Below are 19,599 nucleotides of genomic sequence, written 5' to 3'. Positions count from 1 at the left end.
TATCTTTGAGTCATCAAATAAGAAATAAAAACATTAAAAATAAACATCATGGCAACTAAAACAACATTCAGCATCAACAGTAAAACAATTACTAAAGCTTTTCAAGATCTTTTTGATTCCTTCAAAAGCTCCCGTTTAAAAGTTTCATCCAAGAATGGACAAGAATACTTAAATATCTCCTTGTTATTGGCTGTAATCATCGGAATTATTTTCCCTGTAGCTTTCATTGTACTGATTATTCTTAGCCTGATTGCACCTATTGAAATTGCAATCCTTCAAGAAGTAAAGGAAGAGCATGCAAATCAAAAGATGATTGAGCTCGAATAAATAAAGCGTCTATAACTTAACTTATAAAGAGCTATGGCTATCCAATGGTTGGACAGCCATAGCTCTTTGTATAAGATTTTACATATACATGCTACACCAACATTTCGGATAACTAATTATCAAAGTGTTGAACCTGAATTATGAACAGTTTCCACAACGGATTGTATCGGCAGAAAAAGATCCTCTTATTTCCTTTCTATTTTATCAAAAGCCGTGCTAGGGGACAAATTAAAGGTAAAGTTCCCTTTTGAATCCACACCACCAGCACCTCTGACGCGGGCTTTGATCTCGTACTTCGATTGCGGATTATAATTTGTTACTGTAAAATTGTAATAAAAAGGTTTGATCTTATTGGTTCCTCTAAATTTATCCGCAAGTGCGTGATGTCCATCTTCTGCGATGACACGTCCGTCCTGCAGTAATTGTACAGCATCAATCTCCAGAAAATTCTTACCGTCCACAAAGAAAAATCCAGCTTGTGCCCTTCCGTTATCGTAAATCTTTTTCGTCACATCAAAATTCAAAAAACTATACGATTCCCTGATATCATTAGGCCCCCATGCCCCCGCAATATATCCCCCGGGGCGATAATAATCAATACGCATGGAATCCAATCTTGGAAGATTTGCATCCAATCGCTGGTTGAAAGCTTCGTAATCTTTCGCTGATTTGGACGACCATCCGATTTCGGCTACAGCAAGTAATCTCGGAAAATTCTGTACGTTCAGATCTTTAATATCCTGCGCCAAAGCAGTCCACATATTTCCCTGCACACCGAGAACAAGCTGCTCCTCGGCCGGACTAAGCCCCCCAGAAGGATCAAATTCGTACACCCTTTTCAGCGAATTTATTTGAGGATAGGCCAAGTCAGTCATGGTCCCATCATTACGATCGGCCTGCGTAATATCAAAATAGAGATGAGATGCAGGGGTCGCTACGGCTTTAAACCCATCTTTAGTTGCCTCCTTGATCGCTTCTTCACCAAGCCAGCTCATAATTGCTGTGCTTTTCGGTAAGTTTTCCGCATCTGCTAAGATATCATTCCAGCCGATCGGTTTTTTACCTTTTTGAACAATGATAGCAGAAACGCGTTGTACGAAATAACTCTGCAGGGCTTTGACATCCTTAATATGGTGCTCTTTCATAAAATCCTGCACATGAGCCTCTTTTTCCCACAAATCATGGCGAACCTCATCCCCTCCAAAATGAATATAACTACCCGGAAAGAGATTAGCGACTTCGGTGAACACATTATTCAAGAATTCATACGTAAGCTCTTTTGTGGGATCCAATGTATTGGGCGTAAACTGATTTCCCCAATATCCCCAAGATGACACAAAAGGAAAGATGTGATTGGGATAGGAATTTTTGTTGACCCCAAGTTCAGGGTAGGCTAATATGGTCGGCCATGAATGTCCGGGGACATCAATCTCGGGCACAATCGTAATATTACGCTCCCGGGCATATTGGACAACTTCCTTGATCTGCTCCTGCGTATAAAATCCACTGCGTTCTGCAGGTTGCTTTTCTGTTCGATGAAATACCGTCGCATTTTCCAGGGTCAATTTCGGATATTTCTTGATTTCAATCCGCCAGCCCTGATCATCCGTCAAATGCCAATGAAAAGTATTCATTTTGTACAGGGCCATGACATCCAAATACTTTTTCACGGTTTTCACATCAAAGAATGTCCGGCTTACGTCTTTCATATAACCGCGCCAATGATAACGCGGATAATCTTTAATGCTCACTGCCGGAATATTCCAGCTTATTTCTTTGGTAGAGTTACTACCCTCGAAAGCTGTCGGTAAAAGTTGGCGCAGTGATTGCGTTGCATTGAAAAGTCCAAGCGAACTTTTTGCTGTCACGACAACTCCCCGATTGGAAACCTCAAGCTGATAGCCTTCGTCATTTGGCAGGGTCAATTTAGGAACCAGTCTAAATTCAATGTTATTGCTTGCTTGCTTCTTCACGTTCAGGGGATAATGTGTTACTTTTCTCAGCTGCTCAACAAACAAAGACACATCTTTCACAACGCAGTTCTTAAAGCTTAAGGTAGTCTGTGGATTTAACTGAAACTGGCCAGCTCCTACATTGATTTCCTGAGGCTGGGGGATAATATTAACCCCAGACTGCGCATGGAGTTCTTGCGTAAATAATAGGGATAAGGCTATCGAACAGAAGAGTGTTTTCATTAAAATTTAAGTTTTTATTTCTAAATAAAGAGGTTCTAAAAAGACCACGTATGGGTTTCACTATGCAAAATAAAAAATAAAATAGGATCCTTCTACACCAACTCTCAATCAAACGATTGTGTAAGATTTTAAAAAAGTAGCTGGCTATCTACAGCTGCAAGCAACGGATATGATTTTTTAGTATTAAATTTGACTTCCAGACAAAACAAAACAGGCTATAGTTAACTTATTGGGGTGAAAGAACAATAACGTGAAAAACAGTAAAAAATTATTTATTTTCAGGACAGTTTTAATTGCTTTTCTGATTCTTTCCTTGGTTTATATCGGATCGATATTTACCTATCAATATATTGAGTACCAAAAGACTGAAACTCGTTTAAACAAAGCATACAGTTCTAAAAATCAATTGACGAACCTTTTCTACGAACTCTTCTCCTCCTATAATGCTGCTGGAAATGCTTTTCGTTCCTATACCGTAGACTTCAGTGCCGAAAATTTAAAGCATTATAGCAATAGTTTAGACACGCTAAGATTTTATATTGACTCCTTATCTAAATTATCTTCCCAAAAAGGACTTACCGCTGCTACAAATACCTCTTTGGAACAGAATATTTCGCTTTCGGACGAATTCGCACAGATTAAAAAATCTGTCGACAACATGATTTTTTTGGCAAAAGACTCGCTTTCACTCTTGACTAATACAAACAGAACCATTCGACCGGGGAACAATCGGATACTTGCAGATTCTGTTGTCAATAAAATATTACGCGATACCGCACTCAATGTAAGTAAGAAGGACACCATTGTCCGAAAGAAAGAAAAACTCTTCAACAGAATTTTCAAAGCGAAAAATGACACTTTAGTTGCTGACAAGCTGCAACAGAATTTCAACGTTAATCAAATCAAGGCTATACATAGCCAGATCCAAAGTTTGATTGAACAGAACGAAACATTTCACCGGCAAGATTTCAGTAAGATTCGTCGTTCATTTGCTGAGCTTCAGCACAAGGAAAGACAGCTACTACAATCTAATTACAACTTATTTAGTACAATTAGCACGGCCTTGCTTCGTATTAAAACCCATGAAGATGAGACATTAAGAGCTGCTGAAATTCAAGATTTCAAACTTTACAGGGAAAACTCTTCCATTTTTGGCAAACAAGTCATCGCTTCTATTATTCTCATGATTATTATGGTGACACTGCTGTTGTCTTACCACTATAATACACTCGTCTATGAGCGTAAGCTTACCGCTGCCCGAGACTATGCCTTACAGACATCAAAGGAAAAGGCCAGTATATTAGCTAATATAAGTCATGACGTACGGACACCGGTCAATTCTTTGGTCAGCATTATTGATTTACTAAAAAGCAATGCAGCGAACAATCGCGTCGATCCTGTTTTATTAGACTCCATTACACAAGATATCCACGTGATCAATGATACCGTTGAAGATATTTTGAATCTCGGTAAACTAGAATCTGGCACACTGGAAATTAAGGCTGAGTATTTTTCGCCAACGCAATTACTCGCCAACCTCATTAAAATGCAACAGGCTCAGGCAGACAAAAAAGGACTGAAACTCATCAGTCACATTGATATCAATCCCGACATCTTGATCAAAAGCGGTACATATCGTGTACGCCAAATTGTTTCCAATCTGCTGAGCAACGCGATTAAATATACAGATAAGGGGCAGATCGAGGTGAAAGCATTTATCAGCAGAGATCAAGCGCCCAAATTACATATAGTAGTCAACGATACTGGAAAAGGTATTTCTGCAAAAGATCAAGGACATATTTTCGAACAGTATTATATGACTGATCAGAAATCCAAGCATAGTTTTGGATTGGGATTACATATTTCTAAGCTTATGGCCGAACAGCTAAACGGAACGTTAAGCGTTAGCAGTCAACAAGGTAAAGGATCAACATTTACATTGGTCGTTCCGTTTACGGAAGAAAAGAAAAATAGAAAACAAATTACGAGCTTGGATAATCTCTCAAAAGAGCTACGCTTTGTCGTTATTGATGACAATCCAATCAATAATTTATTTGTAAAACAGGCATTGCAACATTTCGAAGATGTTAAAATCTATCAGGATTCATCTGCAGCAATGGCCTATCTGAAGGAAAATAGAACGGATATTATTATCACCGATCTCAAAATGCATGGTCCTACTGGTTGGGACATCCTCAATATGGTTAAAGACAACAATCTTATACAGGGATGGACTAGCAAAGTTATCGCACTCACATCGGACGAATCCCAAGTAACCATGCAGGTTCCAGCAGGACAGGCACATCACTTTGATGGCATTATGACCAAACCTCTGGACAAAGCTATCCTTGCTCAGCTCGTTGCACGGATTTCGTAAGCTAAGCCGTATAAGTGAAAGAAATAAGGGGGCTGTCAAAGACAGCCCCCTTATTTCTTTTACACGATATACCTGTAATACAAAAGTGACCGTAGCCTCGCAGAATATCGTTACGTACAAGATATGCTATTATTTAAATAATTCAGCAAGTTTGGCATCCAACTGTTCGTCCGAACCGCCATTGCCACCACCATAACGTCCGATAATAATACCTTGCGGATCTATTAACACTTTAGTAGGTAACGAACTGACACCATAACCCTTCGTTACATCTTTGCTAAGATCAAAATTTGTTCCATCGAATTTTGCCCCGCGTAAAACATGTTTCCAAATGCCAATTTCATCTTGTTCCACTGCCTTGTGCCACTTTTCAGGTTTGCTGTCATCATCTGCAATCCCTATGATTTCAAAACCTTTACTTTTATATTGCTGATACAACTTAATAAGATGTGGATTCCCTTTACGACAGGGCACACACCAGCTAGCCCAGAAATCCAACAAGACATACTTGCCTTTGAAATCTGACAAACTCAGCGGTTTACCGTCGATATCGGTCGTACCAAATACCGGAGCAGTCTTGCCAACGGCACCACTTCGACTTTCATCTAGCTTTTTCGAAACATCTTTTCCAAAATGACTATTTTGTACCTCCTTGGAAAAACCAGCAAACAATGTTTCAGTTTCTTCCAAAGGCAAACTGTTCATTCTGAATAGCAACAAATAAGGGCTCAAAAACGATTGTGGATGTTCTTTGATAAAGGCCATATCAATCTGGGCTGCTTTTTCATTAAAAGGCTCAAATTGATTCTTGATATTAGCAGCCTCTTCACTAAGTAACTTTACTTTCTTTTCCAAATCTTCCAGTTCTCGCTCAGCACGACTATATTCCTTATTTTTAGCAGCATAAGCCTTACTGATGGGTTCCATCCCTTTTCTAATACCTGCCTTTTCTTGCTCCAACTGCTTGTGTTCGGCATCCAATTTCGATCCAGTTAGCGTATAGTTTTTTAGGTTATCATCTTGAAACTCCAATTTCATTTTGGTAGGCTCCAGGTACATTTGTGTATAATCGCCTTCATTTGCGCGCTCTGGATCCGACGATCTGGTTAGAAATGCCAGAGTAGGCTCGGGAAGTGTACCTTTAAATTGAAAATGGTTTTTGACGACCGAAGCGCTATCAGATACTTGTTTCCCTTGACCGTCCATATAAAAAAGATAAAGCTTTTCGATTGTCCCATTTTTAAGTTCGCCGTCCAGAACAAACTTTTTCTGTGCCATTCCCATTATAGGAAATACCATAAGGGCGGCTATTTTTAACATATGTTTCATTTAATTATTTCTTTATGTTTATGTTGCGTTAATTCTACAACTCACCTAACTTTTACCAGCCATATCCAGGATTTTGCTCTCCGAAGGTTGGATTTTTTTCATATTCTGCGTAGGGAACCGGTAATATATATTGCCATTTTTCCTTAATATTACCATTGAATTGTTTTAGTGTTTCAAAGGGTAAACGCAACAAGGCCATCCAATCAGAACCATCTTCGGCAGTGAGACTCCGGATTATTTCCCTAAAAACTTCCATCGTAAGCTGCTCACGTGTATTCATAGCGTTTAGTCCCGTAAAATCTGTAATTCCAGCTTTCGCTTTAACAATTTTAAGTAGGTCCCGAACTTCGGTCAAACTTCCATTTGATTTGGCGAGAGCCTCAGCTTTCAATAAATAGGCTTCGGTCAAACGGAAAATAAACTTAGCTTCCGCTTGTCCTCCGGTATGCTTCTTAAAAACTTGACGTTTGGCGACTGTGCCAATCATCCAGTTGGCTCTTGGATCATTTTTCAAGAGATCCAATAAAAATGGAGTTGCATTATATGTATAATTTGCCCGGAAATAGTACTTCTCCATTTCAGCAATTTGGTTAGCAAAGGCCTTTGTACCGAGAATCACTTCTTTACTAGCCAACCCTTTTGTAGAGAAAAGGTCCTCCACATGAGCTTCAAGAGCATAGGGGGATTGTTCGATGAGCTGGTTAGCCAATGTGACCACCGTCGGATAATCAGAGGCGGCTTGTCTCAACATCAAAACACGCATTTTGAGCAAAATGGCGGCCCATTTAGTTGCATAATAATTAGGATTCGTTTCAGGGGCATGGGCAATGGCATAGTCAACATCTTCCAAAATAAAATCGTAAGTATCTTTTACTTTTTTTCGTGGCGTAGCAATAGTAGATACCGTCACAGGCTTTGTACGGATCATTACTCCAAAATTACTATTGATATCAAAAAATTCCCCGTAATAAGCCAGCAGTTTAAAATTTGCATAAGCGCGCAAGAAACGAACTTCACCGAGTATTTCATCGCGTCTTTTGCCGCCAAACTTTTGTTCATTTATGGCATCAATTCCGGCAATAACTCCATTGGCAGCATTTGCGAGTTTATAGCCTTCATTCCAGATATTAAGTGCCTCACCATCGCGGGATTTTAAGGTATGCATATCAGCTTGACTGGGACCCTGATAATCTTCTATGAGCCCAGCAAAGCGTGCTGGAAGGACTTCATGAGAAGGGCCCCAGGTCGTTCCCGGTAGCCCTGTTGTTCTATTCTCAGTTACATTGACAAATAAATAGTAGGCACCATTCAACGCAATTTCCGCGCTTTTTTGGTCAACAATAACATTATCATCAACTTTTTCCTGTGTTGGCAACGCATTGAGCGTCTTATCACAAGAGGCATTTAATCCCGCCAAAGCAATTAACAGGAAGTATAGTGGAAAGGTCTTTTTCATTCGTTTATTATTTTAGTAGTCTTAATACACATCATTCATCGACGTCATTCGTTTGTCTTCCACACGATTAGAAGCCAATACGTAATCCGAAAGAGAACATCCTATTTGATGGGTAAGCAGAGATATCACGTCCCCCACCGATTACAGAAGTTGGATCATCCGAGACTTCAGGATCCATTCCAGGATAATGTGTTACAGTAAATAAATTTGTTGCCGATACATATGCCGAACCGCTTCTTAACTTGAAAGTCTCCAATAACGATTTACTGAAATTATAGGAAAACGTGATGGACTTGAGCTTCAGGTAAGAAGCATCAAATACATTGACGTCTGCCAATGGTCTGAACTGCGCATGACCATACAGTAGCCTTGGCCGTGTTGCGTTGATGTTGTCACTATTATAACGCCCCAATATACTTACTCCTCGATTGGCTAGATTGTCAGCTGCACCATTAGCAACGTCAGCCTGGTAAATCAGGTCATTACCATAGGAGAATGTGAAAAGGGTCGATAGTCCAAAGTTCTTATAATTGAATGTATTTGTTATACCCCCAAAGAAATCGGGGGTCGCATTGCCAATAATATCCTGTTTATAAAAAGGCTCACCTTCCCCGATTCCATTGGGATCCAGTTTATATTTCATATCGCCAACATTGACGTAATACTCCATATATTCAAGAAAGGGAAAACTTTCTTTATAAGCTTTCAGTTCGTCCGCTGTCCGGATCAATCCGTCTGTTACGTAGCCGTACAATAGACCCAATGATTCTCCCTCTTTGACTATACTGGTCCCGAGGTTAAGCCCATCGCGATTGTTTGGATTGGAAAAAGGTCCTCCGTTGATATTTAATACCTTATTTCTATTTTTTGAAATATTAACCGCCAAATTCCAATTGAAGTCTTTCTTTTGAATCAGATCGCCGCGGATATCGAACTCTAAACCGCGATTGCGGATCTTGGCGATATTAAGCACCACATTGGAGTAAGCTGAGCTGGGTGCAGTCGTAATATTGAGCAATAGCCCATCTGTTACCTTTTCATAATATCCAATTGATCCACGTAGTCTTCCTTTAAAAAAAGCATAATCTAGGCCAGCATCCTTTTGCGTAGTAGCTTCCCATTTGATTTTATCGTTACCTAGCTGCGTCGGAATGAAGGCATTCTTTCCAGCGTAACTTACAGGGGAATATAAAGTCCGATAGAGGTTGCTTCCAATATTTTGCGTCCCCGTTTTACCTGCACTTACCCGTACTTTCAACTCATCAATCCAACTCACATCTTTTAAGAACTCTTCTTCAGAAATTTTCCATGCCACAGCGCCTGAGGGGAAATAGCCCGTTTGATTAGCAGGAGCAAATTTCGACGAACGATCCGATCGACCAGTAAATGTAAACAGGTAACGATCTTTCCAGCTATAATTAGCACGCAGATAAAAAGACAAAAGCGCATTGGTCTGAGCAGGACTACTACCTTTAACTGACACCGGAATTGCAGCAGAATTTAAATTATTCAAAAAATCATCATCCGGATAACCTGCTCCCGATGCTGAGAAAAAATTCATTTTATAATTTTCCCAAGATGTTCCAATCAGCGCATTGAGACGGTGATCTTCACCAAATTGCTTATTCCAAGTCAATGTATTTTCGATGAATGTATTGATCGATTCGGTGTGGGCCTGACTACCTGTACCACCATTCGAATCACCAGCACCATAAAAACCGCTCATCATCACATAGCTTGGCACATAATTTAATTGATTATAGGTACTGTAATTGATTGAACCGACAGAGCGCCATTTCAATTCCGGTAAAATATCCCATTCTGCTGCCAACGATCCCAAAAACATGCCCGTTTTTCCCTGGTTGATACCAGAAACCATGGCTAAGGGATTTTGGTAACCCTGATATTCGGCATGCAGTAAGCCAAAATTGGAGTACGTACCGTCAGCGTTATAGGGCGATTCCGTTGGCGGAGCAAACAATGCCTGTGTATAGGCTCCGTTTGTAATATGGTTTGTCGTGTAACTATAATCCATATTTGTATTCATCCGAAAACGTGGCGCTATCGTAGCATCTAAATTTATCTTACCTGCCAAAGATTAAAATCGGTACCAATAATTGTCCCCCTTTGCTTATTATAGGCCAAAGAGGTGTAGTATTTGGTATTCATTCCTCCCCCCCGAATCGAAAGATCAGCATTTTGCAAAACACCCTTTTGTAAAACCAGGCCGAGCCAATCTGTATTGTTGTTCCCAAAGAAACTAGCATCGTTTTCGATAGCTGTTGGAGTTGCACTAGGTGGAAGGCCTAATTTGCTGCGTTCAACATTGAGATTATGAGCAGCTTCCTTCATGATCATCTTATATTGATCTGCATTGAGTATTTTCTCTTTGAAGGGAGAAGTAAGACCAGTATAATAGTTAAAATCTAGGATCGGCTTACTATCTGCCAAGCCCCTTTTTGTTATAATAATAATAACACCATTTGCTGCTTTCGAGCCATAAATGGCAGTCGCCGATGCGTCTTTGAGGATATCGATACTTTCAATATCGTTGATATTCAAGCCAGCCAAACTGTTCAAACCACGGTTGAAAGATCCAGAGACCATACTGCCCATATCATCGCCATAATAACTTTCCATCGGATTAACAACTTCAGCGCTACTCGATACATAACGATTTTGCACATTGACAGGTATACCATCAATAATATACAGCGGTTCGTTTGTACCTAACAGTGAGGCCCCACCACGAATTCTAATCCGTGCTACTGCACCGGGCGAACCATCCGCCTGTACAACCTGTACACCGGCAGCTTTTCCAGACAAAGCCTGATCAATACTCGTAAAGGGTACATTCTTAATTTCAGATGGATTTACGGAAGCGACAGAACCTGTTAGATCGCTACGTTTTGTGGTACCATACCCTACGACGACGACATCATTAATAACGTTATCCGCAACAGTCATTCGGACCAAAACATTTCCTTCTTCGACCTTTTGTTCGATACTGCGGTATCCTATACTAGTCACGATCAGCATATCCCCTTTTTTTGCTGCAATACGAAACTCACCCTGCGACCCACTACTAGTCTGTATAGTAGCCTTTTCTTTTACACGAATTGTAGCGCCCGCTAGCGGTTTGCCATTTGCATCGACGACTATCCCACTCACACTTTGTTGCTGCACAGCCGTTGGCTTTTTGGTTACCACGACAATCGACTTTCCTTGCATGAGGTAATCAAGATTCTGTCCTTCAAAAATTGTGTTGAGCGCTTCCGTTATGGTTGCCTTGGTCAGTTCAACGTTAACTGATCCAGCCTTTTTAGCAATTTCCCCCGTTAGGATATAGTCGTATCCGGTCTGTTTTTTAACCTCTTCAAGGATCTGCGATAGCTTACCTTGTCGATGTAATGTAATAGACTGCCCACTGGCCCAGCTAACTCCGGGAAAACAAGAGGGAACAATAAGGTACAGTGCAAGCATACCCTTTCTGAGCATTCGCCCCACAGGTGGGCTTAATGGACTTTCAGTCCATAAATTAGGTAATTGTTCTTTCATAGTTATTTAGGTATAATGAGATTAGGAACGTATAGTTATTCAACAATCAGAATTTTCTCTCCTTGACTGTTCATCGTAACGCGAAATGTGATATTTGAAGTTTTTTTCAAGAGTTCTAAAACGTCGGCAAGACTATTTTTACGGGAGACACTACCATAAAATGTAACATCAGGGTAGCTCTTTTCATATTTTATCTCCACATTGTACCAGCGCGAAACCTTATCGAGCACCGTCTTCAGCGATTCATTCTCAAAGACAAAATCGCCATGAATCCAGTCTAGTTGAGTAGTATTGTCGAAAGGTTCAACATCGAAAGCCTTCTTATTGCTATCCCAGATAGCCTGAAATCCTGGCTTCAGTTTGACAGTCCGAGCTCCCCGCTGACACTTTACCACAACACTACCTTCCACTAACGCTGTTTTGGTCAGCATTTCTCCAGCATAAGCCTGTACATTGAAAATAGTGCCCAATACCTCCACGTCCTGCTCAACCGTATGGACAATAAATCGTTTTTTATGCCCATTTTCCATCAATTTAGCTACGTGGAAAAGACCTTCTCCGACCAACTCTACCTTACGGATTTCCTGGCTGACCAAATCCTGAGAGAAACGTAGCGTGGAACCTGCATTTAGGGTAACTTCTGTACCATCTGGTAATTTCAGGTTAATTGTACCACCTTTAGGTGTTTCGACCTGATTCATGACCGCTTGGCACGAATTGCTGTTAGCCGCCACATATTCTACCTGACCGTCCTGGTTTTTGATCACATTGTAATTACCAACACGTAATATGGTTCCGGGTTTCAGTCGATCAAGATCGACTACTTGACCATCAGCAAGTCGGATCAATGCCTGGTCTCTTGCCGGCATTACTGTTTCTGCAGCGATCTGGTGTTGATCGTCGGCCCGGATCTTTCCATACCAATGGTATACGGCCAATCCCGTTAAAAAGAAAACCAATAAACTCGCAGCAATCCCATAATGAATGATACGTCCTCTGATCCTTGACAAGCTCGGCTGTCCAGCACCGATTCCCAGTTCCTTGTGGATATTACCGAGCAGTTTCTCACGAATATCTCCTTGTTGATATTGTGGATTTTCCTCAAAAAACGTTTTATCTTCCGATTGGGCGTACCAATGGTCCAGTTCATGCTGCTCTAAAGCATTTAGATTCCCTGAGAGAAACTTCTCAAAAAGCTCTTTTAAACGTTGATAGTTATACATTTGGTTAGCCTATTTATAGATAAGTCGTACGAAAGAGGGTAAGGTTCTACTCAAAAAATATTTTTTTTGAATTTTTTATTTTGAAGGTCTGCAATTGACTGCTAAAAGAGCTTAGGCGATGGATGTAGTGATGAGATCCACGTTCATTTGGAAATAAAAATCGTTGCCAACAGACAAAATAAAAAGTCTGTTTTCATCTCTTTACGTAAGATAGACAAGGCTTTATGGATGTGTTTTTTAACAGTGCTTTCGGAGATGTTCAATCGCTCGGCAATCTCTTGGTGAGACTGATGTTCAAAGCGGCTTAAATGGAATACTTCCTTACATTTTTGAGGCAAATCATTGATTATCCGAACCAACTTTTCGTTTGTTTCCTTAATTTCTAATAAGGCGTCTGGAGACGGGACATCTTGGCTTGTAAAAGACTGCCAGGTGTCCATTTTCTCCGTTTGACGCATAATTTTCCGATAACGGTCAATGACTTTATATTTTAGGGCGGCAAGAAGATATCCTTCCAAAGTCGTACGCACTTGAACGCTTTCCCTGTTTCGATACAGATCCACAAATAACTGTTGTACCAGCTCCTGCGCCTCATCAGCATCTCCCAGCTTACTATACGCTGCATCCAGTAATCTCTTCCAATAGCGATGATAGAGGCAATCGAAAGCGTGTCGGCTATTATCTTTCATTGCCAACAATAAATCTTGATCACTTTGTCCCTCGTTGTTTTTCACGGTATGTTTCTGTATTAAAAACAAATGAACATAATTTTATATAATACTCCAAATGCGAACACAATTTGAGTAAATCTTTTAAAAAATATAGGATTAAAAAATAGCATTTTGAAACTAGTGGACTGAGACTAGTTCATGTTATGGCTACTGTAAAGGAAAAGTTCATATAACCTAAAGATCTGAAAAAGGGATATTATCGTATCGGATATGCCGTGATGATCAGTGGCGGGAGTGTAACGGCTTTGTAAGCTGACACCTAAAAGAGTAGCGCCGCTTGGGGGAGTATCTAAACATGGTTATGCTACTGCACCATACCCTTAAAGACAGTAGAGGCTCTAGGACAGCGCCGGTCGGGGGTACGGCAGATATGCAATAGCATTGTACAGGAAGTACGGGAGTTACCTAAACGAAAGAAGCCCTTGACTGTTTCCAGCAAGGGCTTCCGTGTAAAAAAAGGCACCGACCTACTCTCCCACCTGTTACGGCAATACCATCGGCTCTGGCGGGCTTGACTGCTCTGTTCGGAATGGGAAGAGGTAGACACCGCCGATATAGGCACCTAAATATTTTTTTAGATCTGAGATCAGGGATAAGAGTATCAGGAGCCTGTAAGGTCCGAAATAATCCCTATGTTCATATCTAAATGACATATCTATTGAAAGAGTTTCGTTTCTGTTTTGTTTCTAAAAATTAAAGAGGAAGACAACAGTGTTATCTGCTTGAGAAAGCTTCGGGCTATTAGTACCACTTGGCTTTGGTCTCTCAACCTTTACACCTATGGCCTATCAACGTAGTCATCTTCTACGACCCTATAAGGAAGTCTCATCTCGTGGCTAGTTTCGCACTTAGATGCTTTCAGCGCTTATCTATTCCAGACGTAGCTACCCTGCCGTACACCTGGCGGCATAACAGGTTCACCAGAGGTCTGTCCAACCCGGTCCTCTCGTACTAAGGTCAGATCCACTCAAACTTCCAACGCCCACAACAGATAGGGACCGAACTGTCTCGCGACGTTCTGAACCCAGCTCGCGTGCCACTTTAATGGGCGAACAGCCCAACCCTTGGGACCTTCTCCAGCCCCAGGATGTGACGAGCCGACATCGAGGTGCCAAACCTCCCCGTCGATATGAGCTCTTGGGGGAGATCAGCCTGTTATCCCCAGCGTACCTTTTATCCTTTGAGCGATGGCCCTTCCATACAGAACCACCGGATCACTATGTCCGTCTTTCGACCCTGTTCGACTTGTCGGTCTCACAGTCAAGCAAGCTTATGCCATTGCACTCCGCGTACGGTTACCAAGCGTACTGAGCTTACCTTTGAAAGCCTCCGTTACCTTTTTGGAGGCGACCACCCCAGTCAAACTACCCACCAAACAATGTCCTCCTCATTAAGGAGTTAGAAACCGAATACAGAAAGGGCGGTATTTCAAGGTTGATTCCATGACTCCTGGCGAAGCCACTTCAACATCTCCCGCCTATCCTACACATCCTGTACCCAATCTCAATGTTAAGCTATAGTGAAGGTGCATGGGGTCTTTCCGTCCCGTTGCGGGTAATCGGCGTCTTCACCGATACCACAATTTCACCGAGCTCATGGCTGAGACAGCGCCCAGATCGTTACACCATTCGTGCAGGTCGGAACTTACCCGACAAGGAATTTCGCTACCTTAGGACCGTTATAGTTACGGCCGCCGTTTACTGGGGCTTCGATTCAATGCTTCTCTTGCGATGACATCCCCTCTTAACCTTCCAGCACCGGGCAGGTGTCAGGCCTTATACTTCATCTTGCGATTTTGCAAAGCCATATGTTTTTGTTAAACAGTCGCCTGGGCCTTTTCACTGCGGCTGCTCTTTCGAGACAGCGCCCCTTCTCCCGAAGTTACAGGGCCATTTTGCCGAGTTCCTTAGCCATGACTCACTCGAGCACCTTAGGATTCTCTCCTCGACCACCTGTGTCGGTTTGCGGTACGGGTCTTCATAACCTGAAGCTTAGCGGGTTTTCTTGGAAGTCTGTTTACCTGCTCTATCAGCGCCACCGGAGCTTTGCTGTACTATTGGGTTTCAGCTAGAGTTGCGGATTTGCCTACAACTCCAATACCTACGCCTTTCAACGAACTATTCCGTCAGTTCGCGGCAGTGTCACTACTCCGTCACCACATCGCAGTTATGAAGAGTACTGGAATATTAACCAGTTGTCCATCGGCTTGCCCCTTCGGGTGCGCCTTAGGTCCCGACTGACCCTGATCCGATTAACGTTGATCAGGAAACCTTGGTCTTTCGGTGGGCGGGTTTCTCACCCGCCTTATCGTTACTTATGCCTACATTTGCTTTTCCATAACCTCCACACAGCATTGCCACTGTGCTTCCCAGGCGATGGAATGCTCCCCTACCAGATGCATATCTTTCAATGCAAATCCATAGCTTCGGTACCGTTCTTGATGCCCGTTTATTATCCACGCCCGGCCGCTCGACTAGTGAGCTGTTACGCACTCTTTAAATGAATGGCTGCTTCCAAGCCAACATCCTAGCTGTCTGGGCAACCGGACCTCGTTAGTTCAACTTAGAACGGATTTGGGGACCTTAGCTGATGGTCTGGGTTCTTTCCCTCTCGGCCTTGGACCTTAGCACCCAAAGCCTCACTGCCGGCTATATTTGATAGCATTCGGAGTTCGTCTGGATTTGGTAGGATTTGACTCCCCCGCACCCAATCGGTAGCTCTACCTCTATCAAACTCTACGCCGACGCTGTTCCTAAAAACATTTCGGGGAGTACGAGCTATTTCCCAGTTTGATTGGCCTTTCACCCCTACCCTCAGGTCATCCGGAAACTTTTCAACGTTTATCGGTTCGGTCCTCCATTACATGTTACTGCAACTTCAACCTGCCCAAGGGTAGATCACAAGGTTTCGCGTCTACCTCATCTGACTATGCGCCCTATTAAGACTCGCTTTCGCTTCGGCTGCGTCCCTGAAGGACTTAACCTTGCCAGACAAGAGTAACTCGTAGGCTCATTATGCAAAAGGCACGCTGTCACAGGACCTGCCTGCTCCAACCGCTTGTAAGCACACGGTTTCAGGTTCTTTTCACTCCCCTGTTCGGGGTTCTTTTCACCTTTCCCTCACGGTACTGGTTCACTATCGGTCTCTCAGGAGTATTTAGCCTTACCAGATGGTGCTGGTGGATTCCCACAGGATTTCTCCGGTCCCGCGGTACTCAGGATACCACTATGTCAACATTCTTTACCTGTACGGGGCTCTCACCCTTATTGCGCAGTTTCCCACCTGCTTCCAGTTCATAGCGCTGTACAATGTCGTGGTCCTACAACCCCGACCATGCCGTAACATGATCGGTTTGGGCTCTTTCCCGTTCGCTCGCCACTACTTGGGAAATCATTGTTATTTTCTTCTCCTACGCCTACTTAGATGTTTCAGTTCAGCGCGTTCGCGTTTTATACGACTATTCTTCAAATAGCCAGGTTGCCCCATTCGGAAATCTACGGATCACTTCGCATTTGCCAATCCCCGTAGCTTATCGCAGCTTATCACGTCCTTCTTCGCCTCTGAGAGCCTAGGCATCCCCCGTGTGCCCTTATTTACTTTCTTCACCGGCATAGCCTTTTGCTACTATGCGGCTGCTTTTGATATATATACTCATATGCTAGGTTCGGGATCGTTCGGCATTCACCGAGGGTCTCTCCCTTACTTCAGACACATACACGTATTGTCTCTATACTGTTGTCTTCTCTTGTAATTTTTTTTCTCTTTCAATATGTCAAAGAACTCTTTTTCCGGTTTGTTTCTTCGGAGCATCTGTCGATGTCCCTCCCGGAGATGTGGAGAATAACGGATTCGAACCGTTGACCCCCTGCGTGCAAGGCAGGTGCTCTAGCCAGCTGAGCTAATTCCCCTTACTTTTTCGTAGTCCCGAGCAGATTTGAACTGCTGACCCCTACATTATCAGTGTAGTGCTCTAACCAACTGAGCTACGGGACTAGCTTATCTTGTTCATCTCTTTCTCTCGGTCCTGCTCCTTTCGGGGCGGGCACTTTCTTCTGATGTTTTTTCTTCTTGCAATCATATGTAACGTGACGAGCACCGATCTGCGATACTCTAGAAAGGAGGTATTCCAGCCGCACCTTCCGGTACGGCTACCTTGTTACGACTTAGCCCCAATTATCGGTTTTACCCTAACACGCTCCTTGCGGTAACATGCTTTAGGTACCCCCAACTTTCATGGCTTGACGGGCGGTGTGTACAAGGCCCGGGAACGTATTCACCGCGTCATTGCTGATACGCGATTACTAGCGAATCCAACTTCATGGGGTCGAGTTGCAGACCCCAATCCGAACTGTGAATGGCTTTTAGAGATTAGCATCATATTGCTATGTAGCTGCCCGCTGTACCATCCATTGTAGCACGTGTGTAGCCCCGGACGTAAGGGCCATGATGACTTGACGTCGTCCCCACCTTCCTCGCTGTTTGCACAGGCAGTCTGTTTAGAGTCCCCACCATTACATGCTGGCAACTAAACATAGGGGTTGCGCTCGTTGCGGGACTTAACCCAACACCTCACGGCACGAGCTGACGACAGCCATGCAGCACCTAGTTTCGTGTCCCGAAGGACGGGTGCGTCTCTGCACCCTTCACTAACTTTCAAGCCCGGGTAAGGTTCCTCGCGTATCATCGAATTAAACCACATGCTCCTCCGCTTGTGCGGGCCCCCGTCAATTCCTTTGAGTTTCACCCTTGCGGGCGTACTCCCCAGGTGGATAACTTAACGCTTTCGCTGGGACGCTGGCTGTCTATCGCCAACATCGAGTTATCATCGTTTAGGGCGTGGACTACCAGGGTATCTAATCCTGTTCGATCCCCACGCTTTCGTGCATCAGCGTCAATACCAGCTTAGTGAGCTGCCTTCGCAATCGGAGTTCTAAGACATATCTATGCATTTCACCGCTACTTGTCTTATTCCGCCCACTTCAAATGGATTCAAGCCCATCAGTATCAAGGGCACTGCGATGGTTGAGCCACCGTATTTCACCCCTGACTTAACAGGCCGCCTACGCACCCTTTAAACCCAATAAATCCGGATAACGCTCGGATCCTCCGTATTACCGCGGCTGCTGGCACGGAGTTAGCCGATCCTTATTCTTCCAGTACATTCAGCTAAATACACGTATTTAGGTTTATTCCTGGACAAAAGCAGTTTACAACCCATAGGGCAGTCATCCTGCACGCGGCATGGCTGGTTCAGGCTTCCGCCCATTGACCAATATTCCTTACTGCTGCCTCCCGTAGGAGTCTGGTCCGTGTCTCAGTACCAGTGTGGGGATTCTCCTCTCAGAGCCCCTAGACATCGTCGCCTTGGTAAGCCGTTACCCTACCAACTAGCTAATGTCACGCGAGCCCATCTCTATCCTATAAATATTTAATCAACCGAACATGCGAACTGTTGATGTTATGCGGTGTTAATCTCTCTTTCGAGAGGCTATCCCCCTGATAGAGGTAGGTTGCTCACGCGTTACGCACCCGTGCGCCACTCTCACCATCTTCGAGCAAGCTCTCCGATGGATCCCGTCCGACTTGCATGTATTAGGCCTGCCGCTAGCGTTCATCCTGAGCCAGGATCAAACTCTCCATTGTAAAATGAAGTTTTTGATTCCAACTATTTATAATAATCAGAATTCTTTTTTTATATCTCTGATCTTGGATCGAATTGAACGAATTACTTGAATTTGTTCATGACTTTCGACTTTCGTCTGTCTACTCGTCACGCTTACATGATTGTGTTTTCTTAAAGAACTTTGTCGCTTCAACTTCCGTATCCGCTATATTCCGAGGGCATTGCGCCGTCTTTATCGTTTTGTTTTCCCCTTCGTTTCCGTTGGGACTGCAAAGGTAGAAATCTTTTCTGAACTTCCAAAAACTTTCTGAAGTTTTTTTCTTTTCTCTTTTTTCGATTTCCGCGTTTAAAATAAACCTGGCGGGATTTTAAATCCTGCCAAACTCCCTTAAACCCTTCTTTTTTTTCATGGTTTCTTCCTGCGAAGCAACCGTCCCTCCCTTGCGGAGTGGTGCAAAGATAGGGAGTTTGTTAACAAACTTCCAAGCCTTTTGTTCTTATTTATTTCATTTTTCCCTTAACTGCCTGTAACGGTGCGAGATTCTTTTTCATTTTAGTACACAGCTATCCGCAGGACGAGACGAAAAGGGTTTCCTGAGGGATTTCAGCACCGGCTGCAGCGGCAAATATAAGCAGCCAATACCGGGAACGGGGTCCCAGGCGCAGCAGATGGGCAGACGGATATCGATAGGGCCGGAAAATTGTGCCGTCGGAAAGATCGCAGCGGAAAGAAACAGCAACGCAGGATATAACAATGGACGGGATAGCGGGAATACCCCC

9 protein-coding genes, 2 tRNA genes and 3 rRNA genes are annotated in these 19,599 nt (G+C 43.2%); 2 read left to right on the top strand and 12 right to left on the bottom strand.

What is annotated here, in order from left to right; all coding sequences use genetic code 11:
- The first annotated feature begins 48 nt into the window (after positions 1-48).
- Positions 49-327: a DUF4342 domain-containing protein gene (locus tag AAH582_RS01325; RefSeq protein WP_046674708.1), complete on the top strand. Its 279-nt coding sequence runs from the start codon at positions 49-51 to the stop codon at positions 325-327.
- Between the two features lie 185 nt (positions 328-512).
- Here the strand turns inward: AAH582_RS01325 and AAH582_RS01320 are convergent, their stop codons facing one another.
- The gene (locus AAH582_RS01320) at positions 513-2,522 is read right to left on the bottom strand and encodes a beta-N-acetylhexosaminidase (protein WP_343321033.1); all 2,010 of its coding nucleotides are present in this window, start codon (positions 2,520-2,522) and stop codon (positions 513-515) included.
- A 250-nt stretch (positions 2,523-2,772) separates the two neighbouring features.
- On the opposite strand from AAH582_RS01320, the gene AAH582_RS01315 reads away from it, so the two are divergent.
- Positions 2,773-4,899: an ATP-binding response regulator gene (locus tag AAH582_RS01315; RefSeq protein ID WP_343321032.1), complete on the top strand. Its 2,127-nt coding sequence runs from the start codon at positions 2,773-2,775 to the stop codon at positions 4,897-4,899.
- Between the two features lie 129 nt (positions 4,900-5,028).
- Here the strand turns inward: AAH582_RS01315 and AAH582_RS01310 are convergent, their stop codons facing one another.
- From AAH582_RS01310 to AAH582_RS01260, 11 genes are all read right to left on the bottom strand, one after another.
- Positions 5,029-6,198 carry a redoxin domain-containing protein gene (locus AAH582_RS01310; RefSeq protein WP_343321031.1) on the bottom strand — a complete coding sequence of 390 codons (1,170 nt, stop codon included), beginning with the start codon at positions 6,196-6,198 and terminating at the stop codon, positions 5,029-5,031.
- Between the two features lie 82 nt (positions 6,199-6,280).
- Positions 6,281-7,684 carry a RagB/SusD family nutrient uptake outer membrane protein gene (locus tag AAH582_RS01305; protein WP_046674704.1) on the bottom strand — a complete coding sequence of 468 codons (1,404 nt, stop codon included), beginning with the start codon at positions 7,682-7,684 and terminating at the stop codon, positions 6,281-6,283.
- 67 nt (positions 7,685-7,751) lie between these two features.
- Positions 7,752-9,779, bottom strand: coding sequence for a SusC/RagA family TonB-linked outer membrane protein (locus tag AAH582_RS01300; protein ID WP_343321030.1), 2,028 nt, complete (start codon positions 9,777-9,779; stop codon positions 7,752-7,754).
- Positions 9,764-11,242 carry a SusC/RagA family TonB-linked outer membrane protein gene (locus AAH582_RS01295; RefSeq protein ID WP_343321029.1) on the bottom strand — a complete coding sequence of 493 codons (1,479 nt, stop codon included), beginning with the start codon at positions 11,240-11,242 and terminating at the stop codon, positions 9,764-9,766. Before AAH582_RS01295 ends, AAH582_RS01300 begins: the two co-directional genes overlap by 16 nt.
- 35 nt (positions 11,243-11,277) lie before the next feature.
- Entirely contained in the window at positions 11,278-12,465 is a 1,188-nt protein-coding gene (locus AAH582_RS01290; protein ID WP_343321028.1) for a FecR family protein, read from the bottom strand.
- 143 nt (positions 12,466-12,608) lie between these two features.
- Positions 12,609-13,199, bottom strand: a complete 591-nt coding sequence (locus AAH582_RS01285; protein WP_343321027.1) for an RNA polymerase sigma factor — start codon at positions 13,197-13,199, stop codon at positions 12,609-12,611.
- A gap of 451 nt (positions 13,200-13,650) precedes the next feature.
- Positions 13,651-13,762 (bottom strand): 5S ribosomal RNA (gene rrf / locus AAH582_RS01280).
- Positions 13,763-13,918: 156 nt separating this feature from the next.
- Positions 13,919-16,799: ribosomal RNA gene (locus tag AAH582_RS01275) — 23S ribosomal RNA — on the bottom strand.
- Between the two features lie 231 nt (positions 16,800-17,030).
- Positions 17,031-17,104, bottom strand: a tRNA-Ala gene (locus AAH582_RS01270).
- Positions 17,105-17,115: 11 nt separating this feature from the next.
- Positions 17,116-17,189 (bottom strand) — tRNA-Ile (locus tag AAH582_RS01265).
- A 121-nt stretch (positions 17,190-17,310) separates the two neighbouring features.
- A 16S ribosomal RNA gene (locus AAH582_RS01260) occupies positions 17,311-18,839 on the bottom strand.
- Together the 16S, 23S and 5S rRNA genes with 2 tRNA genes alongside form the textbook arrangement of a ribosomal RNA operon.
- Between the last annotated feature and the right edge of the window lie 760 nt (positions 18,840-19,599).

This window comes from Sphingobacterium multivorum (assembly GCF_039511225.1).
Taxonomy (GTDB): domain Bacteria; phylum Bacteroidota; class Bacteroidia; order Sphingobacteriales; family Sphingobacteriaceae; genus Sphingobacterium.
The sequence above is the reverse complement of the archived record's forward strand: the minus strand, read 5'-3'. Positions and strand labels throughout refer to the sequence as shown.

Excerpts from the sequence above, each read along its gene's own strand:
- AAH582_RS01325 (WP_046674708.1), top strand. The coding sequence starts at position 49 with ATGGCAACTAAAACAACATTCAGCATCAACAGTAAAACAATTACTAAA.
- AAH582_RS01310 (WP_343321031.1), bottom strand. The coding sequence starts at position 6,198 with ATGGTATTTCCTATAATGGGAATGGCACAGAAAAAGTTTGTTCTGGAC.
- AAH582_RS01305 (WP_046674704.1), bottom strand. The coding sequence starts at position 7,684 with ATGAAAAAGACCTTTCCACTATACTTCCTGTTAATTGCTTTGGCGGGA.
- AAH582_RS01290 (WP_343321028.1), bottom strand. The coding sequence starts at position 12,465 with ATGTATAACTATCAACGTTTAAAAGAGCTTTTTGAGAAGTTTCTCTCA.
- AAH582_RS01320 (WP_343321033.1), bottom strand. The coding sequence starts at position 2,522 with ATGAAAACACTCTTCTGTTCGATAGCCTTATCCCTATTATTTACGCAA.
- AAH582_RS01295 (WP_343321029.1), bottom strand. The coding sequence starts at position 11,242 with ATGAAAGAACAATTACCTAATTTATGGACTGAAAGTCCATTAAGCCCA.